The 18,239-nt window shown below is 61.8% G+C and carries 20 protein-coding genes; 12 read left to right on the forward strand and 8 right to left on the reverse strand.

The window, feature by feature from the left end; genetic code table 11:
• Nucleotides 1–1,350: replication initiation protein (locus PQQ86_RS19760; protein ID WP_408270447.1), on the forward strand; the 1,350-nt coding region annotated here is incomplete at its 5' end.
• Between the two features lie 78 nt (nt 1,351–1,428).
• Here the strand turns inward: PQQ86_RS19760 and PQQ86_RS19765 are convergent.
• On the reverse strand, nt 1,429–2,484 hold the full coding sequence (locus PQQ86_RS19765; RefSeq protein WP_408270450.1) for a ParB/RepB/Spo0J family partition protein: 1,056 nt from the start codon (nt 2,482–2,484) through the stop codon (nt 1,429–1,431).
• Nucleotides 2,485–2,508: 24 nt separating this feature from the next.
• Entirely contained in the window at nt 2,509–3,171 is a 663-nt protein-coding gene (gene parA, locus PQQ86_RS19770; protein ID WP_054034704.1) for a ParA family partition ATPase, read from the reverse strand.
• A gap of 942 nt (nt 3,172–4,113) precedes the next feature.
• Between parA and arsC the strand changes: the two genes are divergently transcribed.
• Nucleotides 4,114–4,473: an arsenate reductase (glutaredoxin) gene (gene arsC / locus PQQ86_RS19775; RefSeq protein ID WP_408270453.1), complete on the forward strand. Its 360-nt coding sequence runs from the start codon at nt 4,114–4,116 to the stop codon at nt 4,471–4,473.
• A 42-nt stretch (nt 4,474–4,515) separates the two neighbouring features.
• Here arsC and PQQ86_RS19780 read toward each other — a convergent pair whose 3' ends face one another.
• Complete coding sequence (locus tag PQQ86_RS19780; RefSeq protein ID WP_408270455.1) at nt 4,516–5,499, reverse strand: sulfonate ABC transporter substrate-binding protein; 984 nt, start codon at nt 5,497–5,499, stop codon at nt 4,516–4,518.
• Between the two features lie 227 nt (nt 5,500–5,726).
• Here PQQ86_RS19780 and PQQ86_RS19785 point away from each other — a divergent pair, with 227 nt between their 5' ends.
• Entirely contained in the window at nt 5,727–7,103 is a 1,377-nt protein-coding gene (locus tag PQQ86_RS19785; RefSeq protein WP_408270458.1) for a GntT/GntP/DsdX family permease, read from the forward strand.
• A gap of 137 nt (nt 7,104–7,240) precedes the next feature.
• Complete coding sequence (locus PQQ86_RS19790; protein WP_408270462.1) at nt 7,241–7,531, forward strand: DUF1272 domain-containing protein; 291 nt, start codon at nt 7,241–7,243, stop codon at nt 7,529–7,531.
• Between the two features lie 117 nt (nt 7,532–7,648).
• Here PQQ86_RS19790 and PQQ86_RS19795 read toward each other — a convergent pair whose 3' ends face one another.
• Both PQQ86_RS19795 and PQQ86_RS19800 read right to left on the reverse strand, forming a co-directional pair.
• Entirely contained in the window at nt 7,649–7,852 is a 204-nt protein-coding gene (locus tag PQQ86_RS19795) for a zf-HC2 domain-containing protein (protein WP_408270465.1), read from the reverse strand.
• Nucleotides 7,839–8,447 (reverse strand): RNA polymerase factor sigma-70, encoded by a 609-nt coding sequence (locus PQQ86_RS19800; protein ID WP_408270467.1) that lies wholly within the window; start codon nt 8,445–8,447, stop codon nt 7,839–7,841. The genes PQQ86_RS19795 and PQQ86_RS19800 overlap by 14 nt, the downstream gene beginning before the upstream one ends.
• Nucleotides 8,448–8,894: 447 nt before the next feature.
• Here PQQ86_RS19800 and PQQ86_RS19805 point away from each other — a divergent pair, with 447 nt between their 5' ends.
• The 4 genes from PQQ86_RS19805 to PQQ86_RS19820 all read left to right on the forward strand — a co-directional run bounded on the left by PQQ86_RS19805 (nt 8,895) and on the right by PQQ86_RS19820 (nt 10,967).
• Entirely contained in the window at nt 8,895–9,026 is a 132-nt protein-coding gene (locus tag PQQ86_RS19805) for a hypothetical protein (RefSeq protein ID WP_257021004.1), read from the forward strand.
• 542 nt (nt 9,027–9,568) lie between these two features.
• Nucleotides 9,569–9,853 (forward strand): hypothetical protein, encoded by a 285-nt coding sequence (locus tag PQQ86_RS19810; RefSeq protein ID WP_408270470.1) that lies wholly within the window; start codon nt 9,569–9,571, stop codon nt 9,851–9,853.
• A gap of 11 nt (nt 9,854–9,864) precedes the next feature.
• Nucleotides 9,865–10,134: a DUF6723 family protein gene (locus tag PQQ86_RS19815; RefSeq protein WP_408270472.1), complete on the forward strand. Its 270-nt coding sequence runs from the start codon at nt 9,865–9,867 to the stop codon at nt 10,132–10,134.
• A 278-nt stretch (nt 10,135–10,412) separates the two neighbouring features.
• Complete coding sequence (locus PQQ86_RS19820; protein WP_093634330.1) at nt 10,413–10,967, forward strand: NADPH-dependent FMN reductase; 555 nt, start codon at nt 10,413–10,415, stop codon at nt 10,965–10,967.
• Nucleotides 10,968–11,060: 93 nt separating this feature from the next.
• Here PQQ86_RS19820 and PQQ86_RS19825 read toward each other — a convergent pair whose 3' ends face one another.
• The 3 genes from PQQ86_RS19825 to PQQ86_RS19835 form a co-directional block, all read right to left on the reverse strand.
• Nucleotides 11,061–12,095 (reverse strand): hypothetical protein, encoded by a 1,035-nt coding sequence (locus tag PQQ86_RS19825; protein ID WP_408270476.1) that lies wholly within the window; start codon nt 12,093–12,095, stop codon nt 11,061–11,063.
• Between the two features lie 216 nt (nt 12,096–12,311).
• The gene (locus PQQ86_RS19830; RefSeq protein ID WP_408270478.1) at nt 12,312–14,600 is read right to left on the reverse strand and encodes a hybrid sensor histidine kinase/response regulator family protein; all 2,289 of its coding nucleotides are present in this window, start codon (nt 14,598–14,600) and stop codon (nt 12,312–12,314) included.
• Nucleotides 14,601–14,729: 129 nt separating this feature from the next.
• Nucleotides 14,730–15,041: a hypothetical protein gene (locus PQQ86_RS19835; protein WP_408270481.1), complete on the reverse strand. Its 312-nt coding sequence runs from the start codon at nt 15,039–15,041 to the stop codon at nt 14,730–14,732.
• 222 nt (nt 15,042–15,263) lie between these two features.
• Between PQQ86_RS19835 and PQQ86_RS19840 the strand changes: the two genes are divergently transcribed.
• From PQQ86_RS19840 to hpnD, 4 genes are all read left to right on the forward strand, one after another.
• Nucleotides 15,264–15,632 carry a response regulator gene (locus tag PQQ86_RS19840; protein WP_028195969.1) on the forward strand — a complete coding sequence of 123 codons (369 nt, stop codon included), beginning with the start codon at nt 15,264–15,266 and terminating at the stop codon, nt 15,630–15,632.
• A complete protein-coding gene (locus PQQ86_RS19845; RefSeq protein ID WP_408270484.1) occupies nt 15,625–16,248 on the forward strand; it encodes a chemotaxis protein CheC in 624 nt (207 codons plus the stop codon). The genes PQQ86_RS19840 and PQQ86_RS19845 overlap by 8 nt, the downstream gene beginning before the upstream one ends.
• Entirely contained in the window at nt 16,245–17,183 is a 939-nt protein-coding gene (locus PQQ86_RS19850) for a sensor domain-containing diguanylate cyclase (protein ID WP_408270486.1), read from the forward strand. Before PQQ86_RS19845 ends, PQQ86_RS19850 begins: the two co-directional genes overlap by 4 nt.
• A gap of 207 nt (nt 17,184–17,390) precedes the next feature.
• Complete coding sequence (hpnD, locus tag PQQ86_RS19855; RefSeq protein WP_408270489.1) at nt 17,391–18,239, forward strand: presqualene diphosphate synthase HpnD; 849 nt, start codon at nt 17,391–17,393, stop codon at nt 18,237–18,239.

Genomic DNA, 18,239 nt, shown 5'->3' on the forward strand with positions numbered 1-18,239 from the left:
ATGGCCACGAAGCGCGCGAAGAAGACAGATGTAGTCAGCCCGAGCTCGGCCGAATTACGCAAGGCCGTCGAGGCGATCGCCATCCAGCCCAAGAGCGGCAAGATCACGCTCCTCACCCGTAAGCTGTTCAACGTTCTCCTTGCCGTTGCTCAGCAAGCTGACGAGTCCGGTGATACCTATCGGGCCTTGCTGTCCGACATCGTCGCCAATTCCGCATTCGATTCGAACGATACGGCGCTCGTGAAAGAGCACCTGCGGCGCATGGTGTCAGTGCAGGTCGAATGGAGTACCGGCACGTCCAGCCAGAAGCCGGGCCGAAAATGGGGTATTTCCACGCTGATTGCCGACGCGGAAATTCTCGAAGATCCCACCACCCGCCGCGTGTGGGTGGAGTTCTCGTTTGCGCCGAAGATCAAAAAGAAGCTGCTCGATCCGGTTCAGTATGCGCGGTTGAGTCTGCAGTTCCAGAGCCAGTTGCGCAGTAGCGCGGGGCTCGCACTTTACGAGATTTGCGTTCGCTACCTGACCAACCCGAGCCATCTGACGATGCGCGAAACATGGGAATGGTGGCGTCCTATTCTCTCCGGCACGCCAGACACCGAAGCGGGTGATGAGGCGAAGCGGGAATACAAGTACTTCAAGCGCGATTACCTGCGCCCGGCCATCGCCGAAGTAAATGCGGTCACCAACATCTTCGTCGAGTTGATCGAGCACCGCGAAGGGCGGCGGGTCGCTGAGATCCAGTTCCGCGTGACCGAGCGCAAGCAGCCCATGCTTGCGCTCGACGAACACCCGAATGTGTTCGACAGCACCTTGGTCGACCGGATGGTGAAGATCGGCATTCCGCTGAAAGAAGCGCAAACACTGTACGCCGATAGCGAAGAAAACCGAATTCGCGCGGCGCTGCAGATGACCGAGCAACGCATGCGCAGCACGTCGTTGCCCGCTGTGCGTAGCGCGCCGGCTCTGTTCAAGGATGCGTTGAAGAAGGGCTATGCACCGCCGGTCGAGGCGCTGGCGTCCGGTAGCGGCGGCAAAGCCGCGGTGGCTGCGCCGGCGGACGACCTGAAAGCGCGTCTGCTTGGCGAGTACTCGGCGGTCCGCCGCAAGGAAGCGCGCGAGCTTTACGACGAGCAAGGTGAGTCCGAGCGGGAGATCGCGCGGAAATCGTTTGAGGAAGACGTGTTACCGGATCTCGGCACACACATGCGTGACGACTGGCGCCGTCGTGGACTGGACTCGAAGATCGTCGAAACGGCGTTTTTCGATTGGCTGGCTCGCAAAACCTGGGGCGAACCCACCGATGGCGACCTGCTCGCCTTCACGCTGAGCCAATCGCGCGCGGCGTAATCATCAAGATCGCATCAAGAAAAACGGCGGCCACTCTCGTGTGCCGCCGTTTCTTTTTCTGCAGGCGATTTCCCTTCGTTACTTCAGCATCTTTTCAATCTGACGAAGAATGTCGTCACGCTTTTCACGTGTGAGACCCTTCAGGCGCAGTTCGATTCGATCGTCGCCATACGATTTCAGATCGCCGACCGAGACGCCGCCGAGCTTGATTTCCAGACGCTGCGCATAGCGCTGCCGACCCGCCGGCTTGGTGCTTTCCTGCGCGCTTGCTCTGCCCTTGACGATGTCCGCAACCTGTCGCGTGCTCAGGTCGTCCGAGAGGATTTTGTTGATCAGGCGCAGCGTAGCGTCGGCGCCGCGGGCAGTGTGATAGCGGCCCACCTGATACGCCATGTTCGAACCAAAGCGGTCAGGCCTTGCGACCATCTCATGCATCACCGCCTCGGGTAGCTTCGCAATCGATAGGGCGACCGCGACGGTCGACTCGTCCAGTCCGAGGTGTTCGGCGAGCTCCTTCTGGCTCTGGAAATGCCGATCGTCGAGAAAGCGTTTCCAGACAATTGCGTTGTCGAACACGGTCTGCGAATCGCGCTGGACGTTGAGGTCGTAGCCAAGCTTATAGCTTTGGATGCCGATCGGCAGATCGATGACGATCGCCTTCACCGATTCCTTGTTCGCTTCTTTAAGCGCCCGGACACGCCGGCCGCCGTCGCTGACGAAGTAGGTGCCGGGGTTGTCGTAATCGGGAATGACGTGAATTGCCTGCTGCTGGCCCTGCTTCGCCAGATTGACGGCAAGCTCGGCAATCGATGCCTTCAGATAGAAATGGCGCGGATTGAACGGGCTCGGTTTGATCGTCTTGAGCGCGAGCTCGATGACCTGGCCGGGCCGGTAAGCGTGTTCGATCCGCCAGGCACGGTAAGCCGCTGACTCATTGGCGACATCCGCCGCTTCGACTTCCGCGACGTCCTGGGAGAGGATCGGCTGGATGACGCGGTTCGGTCCATCGCCAGTCGGGGCGCCATTCTTGACCAAACCGTCGATCGCGTTCAGGCGGTCGAGAGCGGTTCGCTTTTCGCTGCTAGTCGTATCAGGACGTGCTTGAAAGCCTTTGGCGAATTGGGAGGGTTTCATTCAGGGTCCTTTATGCGCATAAATTCAGGGGAGCAGGGCTGCGATCTCGTTGGCGCACGCCCGGACTTCGATGGCGGCGAGCTTGGCGCCGCGATCGTTCATCTGAAGCACTGTCTGTCCTAAGGCCATTGCCTGCTTGTAGGCTTCCCGCGTCGGGATCTGGGTCTTGAGCAGTGGGAAACCGAGCTCTTCCAACGCACGCTTCAGTTCGCGCGTCAGCATCCGTTTCTCTTCGGTCTTATTCAGCAGAAAGACGGCGCGCAGATCCTCGTTCATGACCTGGGCCTGCTGCACGAGTTTCACCAGTCCGACGCTCGACCAATAGTCGGCGGGCGACGACGACGTTGGCATGATCGCGACGCTCGCCGCGAGCAACACGACTCCGGACACTTTCTCGGTGATGGAGGGGGGGCAGTCGACGACGATGATGTCGTAGTCAGCCACGAATTTCTTGATCTCGCGATGGATCTGGCTGCCGGCTTCGGAGAGGTTGACGACCGGGAAGGGAATGCCGGTTTCGCCGTCTGATGATGCACTGGCCCAATGGACCAAGGTGTTTTGACCATCTGCGTCTACGACGAGGACGCGTTTGCCTTTTTCATGGAACGCAGCCCCGAGGTGCATCGCGATTGTGCTCTTCCCGACCCCACCCTTCTGCTGAGTTACCGCGATGATTTCTGCTGCCAATCTTCACCTCCTCTTTTTAGACGCAAAAGGATTTTACCTGGATGAATTCGCATTTCAATCGTTTTTGTGTAAACGCGAGAAGAATTAGCCGAACGGGATAGGTTTATGCGCATAAAGGGTGCGGTGTGACTGAGCGAAAGCGCAGCGGCTTTGACGCGAGTATCAACGGCAATAGGTTTGCGGCGCCTGGAAGATGTCAGACGCTGTGGGGTATCGAAAGGGGGAGGCGGTTACAGGCTCCGCGCGATGTGAAGCTATGCCTTCGGGTATCGCTCGTGTTGCGTTCGGCCGTCTCGGATTCGACGCTGTCCCGTTTGTCCTGGGTTGACCTTGCCGCATTGCATCGCTTTTGTTTGGCCCAACCGCTGGCGACTTCGAGGCATATCCATCCCACGATCGTGCCCCTCGAGCCGTCACGCGCAGCCCCCTTTATGCGCATAAACTCCTCGGGCGTTACTGACGCATGGAGCGCCCGCCGCCGTTGGGATCTGACCGTGCGGTTCGATGCATGATCCTGTCGGCACGGCACGGCACGGCACGGCACGGCACGGCACGGCACGGCACGGCACGGCACGGCACGGCACGGCACGGCACTGGCACTGGCACTGGCACTGGCACTGGCACTGGCACTGGCACTGGCACTGGCACTGGCACTGGGCGAAGCATCTCGGTCATGTATACCCGGCGGGGGGATCAAACGATATGAGTCGAAACAGCCGCCCAAGTCGCCCCAAGACACGTGACAACAACTTCCGGCAGGCGCTTTATGCGCATAAACCGAACGACCCCATCACCAACAGGCAACGCCACGTTCCTGCCTCAACAAACCCAATCGTTCCATCTGCCGGCCCGGTAGCTCCACCCAACTCCCAGCACCCGCTAAAATCCCCCACGAAAAAACACCCTGCATCCCAACCCAAGCAACGCTCACCCCAACAAACCATGATCACCATCTATCACAACCCCCGTTGTTCAAAATCGCGAGCTACCTGCGACCTGATCGCCGCCGCCTACAACAGCGCCAACGACCCAACGGAAATCATCGAATACCTGAAGCAACCACTCACGGTCACGCAGTTGCAGCAACTCAACGCGCAGCTAGGCTGCACAGTCCGCGAGATGATCCGCGACACCGAAGCCGAATACAAAGCACTCGGCCTCTCCGACACCTCGCTGAGCGACGCTCAGTTATACGAAGCATTGGCAAAGCACCCCATCCTTCTGCAACGACCGATCGTCGTGCGAAACGGGCGGGCCGTGATTGGCCGTCCGCCGGAAAATGTCAAAGTGCTGTTCGCCTAGACGTCGAAACATCGAGGTCTACGTGACCTGAGCCCAAGCGACCTAGGCCTTGGCAGGCAATGCAGCGTCCTTCGTCACGATCTTTGTCGGGATGATGCGCAGATCGCTGAATGTATCGGCAATACGTTGCTGTTCTGCAAGCACGTTCGCATCGATGGGCTTGTAGATGTGCGCGTAGTGCCGCAAACCCGCTTCGATCACGGCTGCGTCGAGGCCCTGAATCGGCGCGAGTTGAGCGGCTGCTTCGCTGTAATGCCCGCGTACCCACTCGCCCTCTTTACTCACCGCATCCATCACGATCGCGAGCACGTCACCGTTTTTCTCCGCAAACGGCCGCGCGCTCAGGAAGAACTGATGGTGACTGACGATACCTTCGGCGTCGGCGAGCAAGCGGGCATTCGACTGGCGTTTTGCTGCCTCGAGGAACGGGTCCCAGATCGCCCATGCGTCGATCGCACCGCGTTCGAAGGCCGCACGCGCATCGGCGGGCGCCAGAAAAACGGGTTGGATGTCGCTGTATTTCACGCCACTCTTCTGCAATGCGGCGACCAGAAACCAGTGAACGTCCGAACCTTTATTGAACGCGATCTTTTTGCCCTTCAGATCGGCGAGCGTTTTGATCGGCGCGTCCTGATGCACGAGGATCCCTTCAGCATGCGGCGTCGGAATTTCATACGCGGTATAGACAAAATTCGCGCCGGCCGCCTGCGCGAACACCGGCGGCGCCTCGCCGACATAACCGAAGTCGATCGCGCCGACATTCAATCCTTCGAGCAACTGCGGGCCGGCGGGAAACTCAGTCCATTTGACCGTGATGCCAAGCGGTGCGAGCTGCTTTTCGAGCGTGCCGTGCGCCTTCAGCAAGACGAGCGTATTGGCCGCTTTCTGATAACCGATGCGAAATTCCTTCGCATGCGCATCCGCGGCGAAGACTGACGAGGAGACAACGGGCAAGGCCGCGGCGGCCAGCGAGGCGCCCACGCCGGCGATAAACGCGCGGCGCGTGAGCAACGGATGACGGGACATAAAAGTGCTCGTTAAAAAGACGGACGCGAAACGGACCGATTAGCTTCGACGATAATTCGTCTGCAAGCCTGGACGAACCGATAAATTCGCATAAGCAAATCACGCTGGAGGGACGGGACACCTCAGAGGTACCGCTCTGCGTGTCTGACTGCGTCAAATCACCTTGCCCCGCTACAATCCGTCATCCGCGCGCAGTCGCGGCTGCGTCAATCGGAAAAAGGGACATCGTGCATCTGACGACAACACTCGCGCCGTGGTCATCCCACGACACTCAACTGATTTTGTCGTGCGTGCTCGGGCTCGCACTGATCATCGTTTTCATCAGCGTGCTGAAGCTCGCGCCGTTTCTGTCGATTCTGGTCGGCACGTTCGCGGCGGGCTTCTCGGCCGGCCTGCCGCTGGAAGCCGTAGCCAGCGCTTTCAGCAAAGGCGCGGGTGCGTTGCTCGGCGACGTCGGCATCATCATCGCGCTCGGGGCGATGCTCGGTGCGCTCATGGCCGAATCGGGCGCCGCCGACCGGCTCGTCTCAACCATCCTCAAACATTCCACGCCGCGCACGCTGCCGTGGATGATGGCGCTGGTGGCAATCATCGTCGGCCTGCCGCTCTTCTTTGAAGTCGGCCTGGTGATGATGGTGCCGATCATCTTCGTGATGGCGCGCCGTTCGCAGCAGCCGATCCTGCGGATTGCGATTCCCGCGCTCGCCGGCATGACCACGCTGCACGCCCTGTTGCCGCCGCATCCGGGTCCGCTGATCGCCGTGAGCGCGTTGCATGCCGATCTCGGCCTTACGCTCGGTCTCGGCCTGATCGTCGCGATTCCGGCGGTCATTCTGGCGGGACCGGTCTATGGCATCTGGTTGTCGAAGCGGATGCATGTGGTCGAGCCGGACGAAATGGGCAAGCTTTTCACCGCGCAACAAAGCACCGGCGAGCCGCCGAGTTTCGCAATTTCGCTCATCACGATCCTGTTGCCGGTCGTGCTGATGCTGGGCCGCACGGTCGCCAAACTTCTGCTTCAACCCGAGACCTTTCTGTTCAACGCGCTCAATTTTCTGGGTGAGCCGTTGGTCGCGCTCGGCCTCACCGTACTTTTCGCAGTGGTGGCGCTGGGCTGGTCGCGCGGCATGGCACGCGACCGGGTCGGCGGCATTCTGCGCAAGAGCTTGCCGCCGATCGCTGCGTTGCTGCTGACCATCGGCGCAGGCGGTGGCCTCAAGCAGGCGCTCGTGGTGGCCGGCATCAGCACGACGATCGGCAAGATCGCAGTCGGCGCGCACATGCCGCTGATTCTGCTGGCGTGGCTGATCGCCGTCGCGCTGCGACAGGCGACAGGCTCCGCGACGGTTGCGACCACTACGACCGCCGGTATCGTCGCGCCGGTCGTCGCGGGCCTCAGCGCGACTCACAATTCGCTGATGGCGCTCGCGATCGGCGCAGGTTCCGTGTTCTTCTGCCACGTGAACGATGCCGGTTTCTGGATGGTGCGCGAGTACTTCGGGTTGCAATTGAAGCAGACGGTGATGGTCTGGTCGGTTCTGCAGACGATCGTATCCGTCGTCGGCCTCGTCTTGACGTTCGCGTTGTGGACCGTGTTGACCTGAGCTTGGCCTAGGGATCGCAAACGGTGGCAGGAATTGACGCCTGGCTGTCAATTCCGCATGACCCGATCCGCTTACACTGCTTCGACACAGACGAGGCGCAGTCCCGCGCCTCGCTTCCCTGCTGACGCGGAGCCACCATGCTTGAACTGAGACCGTCCTGCGAAGGATGCGGCAAATCACTGCCGCCGAACGCGCCCGACGCGATGATCTGCACGTACGAATGCACCTTCTGCGAAGTGTGTGCGCTTAGCGCGCTGCGAAACGTGTGTCCGAACTGTGGCGGTAATTTCCAGCATCGGCCGATCCGCACCCGCGCGCTGTTGGCCAAGCATCCGGCTCGTGCCGAAGCGCATCCTGTTTCCATCGACGAAGCGATGCACGCAAGCTTCTTCGAGCGCTACCGGAACACGCCGCCCGGCGAGCGCTAACAAGCGCCGCCGGCACAAGGCGGTGTTCAACCGCTGCCGTCCATTGCAGCGCACCACCCTGGCCGCCGCTCGATGCACAGCGGGCCTAAAGTCCGGCCAGACGCGCCAAATGCCGCCTCAATCCTCACTACCGCCCGCGCCCGGCGTCGCTACCCCGCTCATCGTGCGCGCTGCCACGCGCAGCAGACGGATCTGTTTGCGGTAATTGCGGCAGCCGCTGCAAGTCGGCAGATGCAGCCGGATAGCGACCCATTCGCCAGTCGTCAAATGGCGGTCGAGCGCGTCCGACAACAGGCGCGTGATGTGCTTACACTTCCCCATTCGCATCCTCTCTGGATAGGCCCTTTTCGCTCAGGCAAGTGCGCAAGCGCAGGCGCGCGCGGTAGATCAGTACGCTGCAATGATTGGCGGTCATCTGCAGTTCAGCGCAGATCGCTTCGGTTTCGAGATCGAGAAATTCGCGCATCATGAACACGCGTCCGATGTGCTCGGGCAGGTGTTCGAGACACAGCTCGAACAAGGTCCAGAATTGCTGCTGGCGCAGCGCGGCTTCCGGCGTCGGCCATGGTTGCGGCTTGCTCTCGCGTGACCAGTGGCCGTTGTCCTTGAAGAGCTCGCGATCGAGCAGAGTTTCGCCGTCGATTTCGGATTCGAGCGCTGACAGATTCACCGTGCGCTGCCGTGCGCGCAAGGTGTCGACGAGCTTGTGGCGCAGGATGCCGAACACCCACGTCTTGTGCTCCGATTGCGCGGCAAACCGGTCGGCTTGTGTCCAGGCGGCGGCCAGGGCCTCCTGGACGGCGTCTTCGGCGGCAGCGGCATCGCGCAGTTGCAAACGGGCGAAGCGCAACAGGTCGCGCCGCAGTTGCGTCAGGTAAATGGGATCATCGAGCGCTGGCCCGCTTACTTGCGCCATGGCAGGCTCCATCGCCGCGCTTGCGGTTGCCGCGCGTTTTCTTCTGGATCGTTGTGGTTCATAGGCGGGTGGGTTTCCTCGCGCAGTTCCCGGACAGGTGCGCCATTCTCCCGCACGTTCCAGCGCAAGCGAATTGGTATTGAACATGTGCCCGCCAGCAAGCGAAGATCAGATGACCTTGGTCGTGCCGCAACGGGCTTTATGACAGCAAAAAATATTATTGCGGAAAATGAAATCAAGGCTGCGGCGGCCAACCGTAACTTCAGGCGCATGTGCGAGACCTGCAGAGGTGCGTCTCAGGCTCGCCGCAAACACGCGTCTGGATTATTTCATTATTTGAAAAAACATCTTCTTGTCTTTGGTATTTTTAGGCGGACGCTGAATCGCTACTCTCCACTCCATCGATCGCACCAGATCGCGAACTAAACGCCGAAGAGGAGTAGCACCATGAAACGCATTCTTACCGCCTTGATCGCTTCCGTCGCCCTGTTTGCTGCTGCTTCGGGGGCAGCTCAAGCTGCTGCTCCGGCCCAATGCAGCGGCCCGGCATCGTACTGCAACGTGTTCTTCGGCAACTAGTCGTCTGGCGGACGCGGTCGGACACCTGTCCGGCACAAGTCTGCTGACGAGACTAGTTCTCGAAATCAAGAAAGGGCGCCGATAAAGGCGCCCTTTTTTGCATTTAATCCCGCACGTTTGACGCGCGTGTGAAGCACCTGCAGAACATGGCTGCGAACCCACTTCATCGGCATGCAAGCGTCGAGAAACTGAAAGCGGTACGCCATACGCGGCACTCCGAAGCAACACCCGCGCCTGGCGCGCAAATGCGCCTAATGCTCACTCTTCTAACGTGTTACAGTGAGCCAACAGCTTGCAGTTCTCCTGCGCGCCCTGCGCAGTCCCTCAGGCATCAGCCTCTCATCACAGCGCCCTGAATCGAACGGGGTCCTTTCCTTCTACTTCGCTTGACGGTGTCGTCGGCGTGGCCTCACAGACGCCGCTCCTGACGCGCATCGTCGCCGACCAACACCTTGTTCGCTGAAACGCCGCGACTCGCCCGGCGTCACGCCCAACACACAGCGACACGTTTCAAGCGAGATCCTTCACCGGAGACGACTACCATGAACAATACGATCAGAAGCTACCGGGGCCTTGAGATTTATCCACTGGTTTATCCGCATCAGCCGCGTTCTGCCGATGGCGTCCGCCACTACGATTCGGGCTTCGACGCCGCGGTGCGAATCTGCCGGCGCGGCACTGACGACACCTTGACCGGCAGCCGTGTATTTCGCGTGCCGAGCCGTTCTCCGTTTGGTGCGGCCGGCGACGCACGCATTGCATCGGCGAGTTACGCGGAGCGGGTGATCGACGGCATGGTTGCCGGCGAGTCGATCGCCGGACTCTGATGCGCACACCGATGGCAAGCCACATTTCCAGGCGCGCGCAGGGCGCGAATTCCACGCCGTTGACGGGCCGCGCGAACTATCAGGTCGCGGTGTCGTCGCGTCGAACCTCCAGCGGGACGGTGCCGACGCTGAAAGTGATCCGGTTGAGCGACGAGCGCGTCATCTATCCCTTCCAGGGCCACGCGGACATGCCGTTTTTTGAAAATGCGGATGCGGCTCAGGTGTTTGCCGAGACATACGGCTGGCAGCTCGTGGATGGCGACATCGCTGTCCCGGAATGACAGCGAAGAATGTCCAGTTGCCTCAAATCGTCCTAGGCCGAAAGCATGCTTGATTGACAAGGCAAAAGTACCAGTTATCCACAAGGTTATTCAGTGAATCTGTGGATAACTTTTGTTGCTACCGGGTTATCCACCGGTAGCCACTTTCGAGGTCTGGACCGCGCATCCGGAAGTCGGCGCTTTTTGTGCGCGCCGTCGCCGTACCGCCCGGCTATTGCCTATGATGGACAGTTCGTACCCTTTAGCGCGTCAAGCGCCTAACCTCAAGGAAGCGAACCATGGCCCATCACATCGCAGTGGTCGTCGGCAGCCTGCGCCGCGAGTCGTTCAACCGCCAATTGGCGCAAGCCGTGATTTCACTCGCGCCCGCGGACTTCACCTTCGAGTTTATCGATATCGGCTCGTTGCCGCTCTACAGTCAGGACTACGACGCCGACTATCCCGAAGTCGCCAAACACCTGAAGAAGCGTGTCGAAGCTGCAGACGGCCTGCTGTTCGTCACGCCCGAGTACAACCGCTCCATGCCCGGCGTCCTGAAGAACGCGCTCGACTGGGGCTCGCGGCCGTGGGGCACCAATTCGTGGGGCAACAAGCCCGGCGCCGTGCTCGGCACCTCGCTCGGCGCGACCGGCACGGCGCTGGCGCAACAGCATCTGCGCAACGTGCTGGCATACCTCGATGTCGCCACGCTTGGCCAGCCTGAAGTGTTCATCAAGCACGACCCGGCGGCCATCAACGAGAAAGGCGAGATCGTGAATGATGGCACGCGCAAGTTTTTGCAGACCTTCGTTGACCGCTACGTCGCGTGGGTCAAACGTCAGACCGCTGCCTGACGGCCAATTCGGGTCAAATCAGAGCACCCATCCAGGCCGAAAACGCCGACGTCGCCGTAACTTCACGGCACGCCGGCGCTGCCGCTCCCCTGTTTAGACGTGATGGTGTCCCGTCACCCGTTCCCAGCCATGACGTACGGCGAGCTTGAAGCGCTCCCACGTGCTGTCGGGCGAGGTGGTTTCCCAATGGCGCCGGGCTTCCGGCTCGACGTCGTCCCACGGCCGGTCGCGATAACGCGCGTCCTGACCGATCTCCGCGCCGTAGCGATAGGCCGGCACGTAATCTTCATAGCGTGCGTTCTCGGTCGCGTATTGCTCGTCGTAGTGCGTGCGGAAATCCTCTTCGTATTCCAGATACTCGTTCGGCATCTGGCCGCCTAAACCCGCGGTTGGCTGCCCCGCTTCGGAGACGACTTCCGACGGCTGCAGGATCGCGCCCGATCCCGGCATCGAACCGGCCGCTATCGCGGTACGTCCCGCATCGCCAACCAGCGGGTCGGTGACCGGCTCGCTGACCGGGTCGCGCATCGGACGCTCAGCCAGCGGCGGCGGGACGAACGGTTCGGCGTCGGTGCCCATGAGCGGCGGCGGATAAAGCGGATCAGCCGGGGTCGCAGGCCGCGTGGTTGAAGCCGGCGTTGCCACGTTGGGCGTCGTCGTGCCGGGCGTCGCTACGCTCGACGTATGCGGCGTGCCTGGTGTCACGGCGCCAATGCCGAGTTCGTCGAGTATCGAATGATCGCGGCTCGATTCCGCCGGCGTGTCCCAATCGGCCGAGCGCTCGCCGATGTCGGTCGCGCCCAGCCTTGTCAAGGTATTGCGAGCGAGTTCCGCATGCGATTCACTGGCTGCGCTCACACAGACCAGCACGGCGCCGCGGCGTACGGCCTCCGTGTAGCGAGCCGTTTCCGGTGCGCGAGGGCCGCTCGCAAACAGGCTCGAAAGGAAACGCTCGATATTTGCGAGCACACCGGAACCGGCGACTTCGTCGGTTGCAGAGTCGACGGAGGGTTCGGGATTCGCTTGCAACTCGATCGTTTCGCGTGCAAAACCGGTCTGTACAAGCGTGTCGCGCGCGGCCTCGGCTTGAGAATAGGTGTCGAATAAACCAATCACGGTATGTCGCATGGCTGTCTCCCGGCGGTTTTAGGTGGATCGAACGGCGCAAGAACGCGTCGGTCTCCTTCCCTAAAAACATCGCAACGATCATGCCGGGGCGGCACGGCGTGTCCGCACGCCCGCTGCTGGCCGCTTGCGCCAATGTGGTCACGTAGAAACTGCGGCATTCCGCTGCCGCGCTTTTACAACCGCCGGTAATTGGCGGCGACGCTGAAAAGTCCGGCGTTAATCGGCCGGATGGGCCGCCGCAGCCGGATCGGCGCCCGTTTGCGCGAGCTCGCGCTGGATCGCTTGCAGGAGCTCTTCCAGCAATGCGATATCGAAGGGTTTCGACAGCACCCGCACGTTCACATGCCGCGCACGGTCGAGTTCTTCCGCGTAGCCGGTGACCAGAATGACCGGCAGCCGGGTGTCGAAAGCCTGCACGGCTTCGGCCAGGTCGATGCCGTTCATCGTGCCGGGCATGTGGATGTCCGACAGCACCAGGTCGAACGGCAGCGGCTCGCCGGTGCGCGCCTGCCTCGCGTGGGCGTCGTCGAACAGGCAGAGCGCGGTATCGGCGTTGAATACACACGTGACCTGGTGGCCCATCATTTGCAACAAGGCCTCGGTCCCGGCGGCGACTTCGTCGTTGTCCTCGACCAGCAGGATGCGCAAGCCGTGCGGCGTGCCGCTTTCCTCGACGCCCGTTTCAGCCGGCAGTTCGGCTTCGGGGGCGGCTGTGGCGCGCGGCAGATAGAGGCGCACCGAGGTGCCTGCGCCGATTGCGCTGTCGATCGCGGCAAGGCCGCCGGAGCGCTCGCAGAAGGCGAAAACCTGCGGCAGCCCGAGACCGGTGCCCATGCCTTTCGGCTTCGTGGTGAAAAGCGGTTCGAAGGCGCGCGCGAGCACTTCCGGCGGCATGCCTCCGCCGGTATCTTCAAGCGACAGTTGCACGAAATCGCCGGTCAGCGGAAAGCCGTCCTGGTGGCGGAAATTGATATTGGCGACTCGAACCGTGAAGCGGCCGCCATTGGGCATGGCGTCGCGCGCGTTCACCGCGATGTTGATCAGCGCCAGTTCGAGCTCGGCGACGTCGACCCGCATGGGCCAGATGTCGACGCCGATGTCCATCACCAGCGAAATCTTCGCGCCGAGCGATGCGCGCAGCAGTTCGCGGCATGCTGGCAGCCAGCGCTCGAGTGCCAGGGTTTCGTTGCGCAACGGCTGCTTGCGCGCGACGCCGAGCAGTTGCCGGGTGAGCGACTGGCCGCCCTTGAGCGCCCGCTCCATCGCCGACAATTCGCGGTCGAGCCCCGGCGTGCCGCGCCGCCGGGCGATCTGCACGTTGGCCGAGACGATCATCAGCAGGTTGTTGAAATCGTGCGCCACACTGCCGACCAGGTTGCCGAGCGCCTCCATCTTGCGCGACTGGCGATACGCGGATTCGATCGAGCGGCGCATCGAGGCTTCGGCCTGCCAGCGCTCCCACGCCTCCTCTTCGGCGCCGAGGCGCCGCAGCGACAGCCAGATCACGCACCACAGCACGATGGATGGCGTGAACATCGATAGGATCAGTACGCTCAGGTGCCGGTACCACGCGGCCCAGATCGCCGAGGTGCGATAGCCGCACAACGCGTAGACCGGATAGGCGCCGATGCGCCGGAACGCGAGGATCATGTTGTCGTCGTCGATGTCGGAATGCATGCGTACGACGCCGGCTCGCCGACCTTGCGCCAGCGCTTCGGCCAGTGGTGAATGCGGCGCCGTTGCCAGCGGCTCGCGCGGGCGGCGTGGATAGTGTGCGAGGATCGCGCCGTCGGTGCGCACGAGGCTCATGATCATCGGCGTGCCGTCGCTGCCGCCGAGCAGTTCCCGGTAGAACGCATCGAAATAGCTGGGCCGCAGTGCGACCGAGACCACCCCGGCGAATGAGCCGTCGGCTGCGAGCCGCTCCACGCCCGTGTTGAACACCTGTTCGCCCACCACATGTCCCGTCATGACCTTTGAGACATGCTCGAGACCCTTGCCGTCGCGAATGCCGGTGAAATCGTCGCGGTCGGCAATCGACAATACCGGCGCAGGATAGAAACGGCTGGTGGCGAGCAGATCCCCCTCGCGGCCGAAGATCGAGACGGCCGCCACCTGAGGATAGCCGCCGCCCATCGTGCGCAGCTTCTCGTGAATCTCACCTTCTTGAGCGCGAATGCCGCTGTCGTCCAGACCTTGCGTCAGATCGACAATGCGCGAGTCGAGCGTCTCGTTCATGTCGAACACTTTCAGCGCGTGTTCTTCCGCCACGCGCACGGTGCGCAGCGTCACGTCGGTCGCGTCGGCCATGCGCGCGCGCAGATCGCTGAACGCCATCGCCGCGACGTACACGCAAGGCAGCACGATGGCTGCGATCAGCAGCGCGATCAGCGTGATGCGCCGGACGTGGAAATTCTGTTCCGGTACAGCTGGAAACCGCGCCTCGTCCTGGCGGCTGGCGGGAGGGCGGCTCGCTTCAGGCGGGTCGAACCGTTCTGGTGTCATGGTCGGTAACGCTAAGGTCGTTCTGGACGAAAAGGCCGGGAATCGGCGTCATACGAAAAGCATAGACATGTAGCAGCCGTACTGGTTACTGTGACAAATGGTCGGCCCCCGATTTGTCGACCGTTTGAATCAGTGACAAATCGAGCAGCGCAAACGTACACAAAAGTATAAATGCAAAAGAAAGACTTCGAAATCTACTGAAACATTTTCAAAAATAGTACTTAATAGGAAAATCTCTTTAATCAAAGCGAAATTGGCGAGTTGCCTTTCCGCCAATTTGCTTCGAAAATCGATGTCATCATAAATAATGCGTCCGCCATGTTCGGATGCATCTGCCGCGAGGACCGCCAGGCAACGCGCACAACGCGTGACCGAAGGCGCTCGCGGAAACAGCCGCGCGGCAAGGGGACCAGCCCGATCCGTGGAGCCGCGCGGATTCATCTACGGGGTAGGCTCGAACATGCCGGTCATAGCCGTCGTCCACCGTGCTCGCACGCATCCATGCGCGCCCACGGCTTCCGTCGCAAGCGCCTCGCTGCGCGCGCTCCCCGCTCGTTTGCAAGCTTCAGCCCCCTTGAGCGCCGGTCGACAGACCGCGCGCTAAAGAAATCACCTCCACCCGCCGTTAACGCGCAAGAGCTAATTCCGCTTACCGACCCGCCCATGCCTTTGCCTATTGTGATCGCCGACGATTCATTGCTTGCCCGCAAGGTGCTCACCAAGGCATTGCCGCCGGACTGGGATGTCGACGTGTCCTACGCGACGAACGGGCGCGAAGCGCTCGGCCTGTATCGCGAAGGCAAGGCGTCGGTGATGTTCCTCGACCTGACGATGCCGGACATGACCGGCTATCAGGTGCTGGAAGCATTGCAGCATGAGGACCTGAACACTTTCGTCATTGTCGTCTCCGCCGATGTCCAGCCGATGGCCCAGTCGCGCGTGCGCGCGCTCGGCGCCGCCGCATTCATCGCCAAGCCCGTGACGCCCGAGGCGGTACTACCCATCCTCAAGGAGTACGGGTTGTATGTCTGAGCCAGTCCTCACCGAAGACCAGCGCGACGCGCTGCAAGAGGTCGCCAATCTGGCGATGGGCCAGGCCGCGACGCGTCTCGCGTGCCTGCTCGATGCGTTCATCGAATTGTCGGTGCCGCGCGTGAAGGTGGTGGAGGTGAGCGAGGCGGCCGAGGCGCTGCGCGAGATGACCGGGATCGAGGACACGGTGAGCGCGGTGCGCCAGGGCTTTCGCTCCGACATCAAGGGCGAAGCGCTGGTGATCTGTCGCAGTGACAGCATCGACCAGTTGTGTTCGCTCGTGAGCGATCCGTATTCGCGCTCGAGCTATGAGGCGGTGAGCCAGCAGGAACTTGTGTTCGACGTCGCCAACGTGCTGACGGGCGCATGTGTCTCGTGCATTCTCGACCAGCTCGGCCGCACGCCGGTTTTCTCCGCGCCGGGCCTGCTCGGCGAAGCGATGACGCTCGACGAAGTGTTCCAGCCCGGCGTGCTGCAATGGGAAGTCGCGCTGCTGGTGGAAGTCAATTTCGCGCTCGAGGACCAGAGTTTCCGCGCGCACCTCGTGATGCTGATGGCCGAAGAGTCGATCCGCCATATGAACGAGGCGCTCGACGAGCTGTTGTCCAGCTTATGAATGTGTCCGCGGAGTCGTTGAGCGATCTGGTGGTCGAACGCGTCGGTTTCGGCATTTTCGTGCTCGATCGCAACATGACCGTGTTGATGTGGAATCGCTTCATGCAGGATCACAGCGGCTTGACGCCGGAGCAGGTGGTCGGCAAATCGCTCTTCACGCACTTTCCGGAATTGCCGCGCGTATGGCTGTCGCGCAAGATCGAAAGCGTGTTTCAGCTCGGCAGTTTCGCGTTCAGTTCGTGGGAGCAGCGCCCGTACCTGTTCAAGTTCGATCACGACCGGCCGATTACCGGCGGCGTCGATTTCATGCAGCAGGACTGTACCTTCATGCCGCTCACGCGCGATCGCGAAGTGGTGGCCGTGTGCGTGACCATCTCCGACGTTACGCATGTCAGCATCGTGCAGCGCGAGCGTGAAGAGGCGGTCGCCAAGCTGCAGGAATACGCGGACCGCGACGGTCTGACGGGCATCGCCAACCGGCGTTACTTCGAAGCGCGCCTGCGCGACGAATTCACGCGCTGGCAGCGCTACGGCGGCGAGATGTCCGTGCTGCTGTTCGATCTGGATCACTTCAAGAAAATCAACGACCAGTTCGGCCACGGCGTGGGCGATACGGTGTTGCGCGTGATGGCGCAGCGCGTCGTCGAGGTGGTGCGGGCGCAGGACACCTTCGGGCGTTTCGGTGGCGAGGAATTTGCCTTGCTGTTGCCGTGTACGCCGCTCGAAGACGCCATGCGGGTCGCGGAGAAAATTCGCTGCACGATCGCCGACACGCCGGTCGACGTACAGGGCACGAGCGTGCCGGTGACGGCCAGCGTCGGTGGTGCGTCGGCGCGCCTCGGCGTGCCGGCGTACGACGTGCTCATCAATGAAGCCGACGCGGCGCTGTATAGCGCCAAGCGGCAAGGGCGCAATCGCTCGGTGGCGTTTACCTGAGCGTTTCTCGCGAAGCGCCACATCCCTCATTCCGGCCCCTTATTCGCCCCTAAACTGCGTCATCTCACAAAGGTTGTTATACTTTTCGCCGTTTCCGGCATCCCAGTCGGGTGTTTCGCGCGTGTCCGCGCGCGCGGGCCGCTTGCCTTGCAGTAAACACAAAACTTCTTGAACGCCTTTCAGCGGGCGCCTCCAGCGGAGATCGTCTTGGCTGTTTCCAATCTTGTCGTGGACGATACAGAAATCGACGCCGCTGCCGCTACGTCCGGCAGCTCGTTCTATCTCGCGATGCGCATCCTGCCGGCCGCGCAGCGCGACGCGATGTATCAGGTCTACGCTTTCTGCCGCGCTGTCGACGATATCGCCGACAGCGACATGCCGCGCGCCGAACGCGCCGCCGCACTCGAGCGCTGGCGCGCCGACATCGACGCGTGCTACGCCGGCGCACCGCGCGCTTCCTTGCGCGCGCTGACGCGGCACATCCATACGTTTCACCTGCAACGCGAAGATTTTTACGCGATGATCGACGGCATGGCGATGGACGCCGCCGCCGACATCTGCGCGCCCGACGAAGCCACGCTCGACCTGTACTGTGACCGCGTCGCGAGCGCGGCGGGCCGTCTATCGGTGAGGATATTCGGGATGCAGGAGGAGCCGGGCCGTTTGCTCGCGCACCATCTGGGCCGCGCGCTGCAACTGACCAACATCCTGCGCGATATCGACGAAGACGCCGGCATTAACCGCTGCTACCTCCCGCACGAATTGCTCGCGCGCGAAGGTATTGCAGTGACGAGCCCGACCCAGATCGCCGACGATCCGTCGCTGCCGCGCGTCTGCGCCACGCTCGTCGAGCGCGCCAAGGAGCATTTCGCCGCCTCCGACGCGATCATGGACCGCGAGCCGCGCAGCCACGTGCGCGCACCGCGCATCATGTCGGGCGTTTATCGCGTGCTGCTCGAACGCACGCTCGAGCGCGGTTTCGACATTCCGCGTACGAAGGTCAGCAAGCCGAAACTGCGCATGCTGTGGATCGTCGCGCGTTACGCGCTCTTCTGA

This window comes from Paraburkholderia sediminicola, from assembly GCF_046026675.1.
Taxonomy (GTDB): Bacteria; Pseudomonadota; Gammaproteobacteria; order Burkholderiales; family Burkholderiaceae; genus Paraburkholderia; species Paraburkholderia sediminicola_F.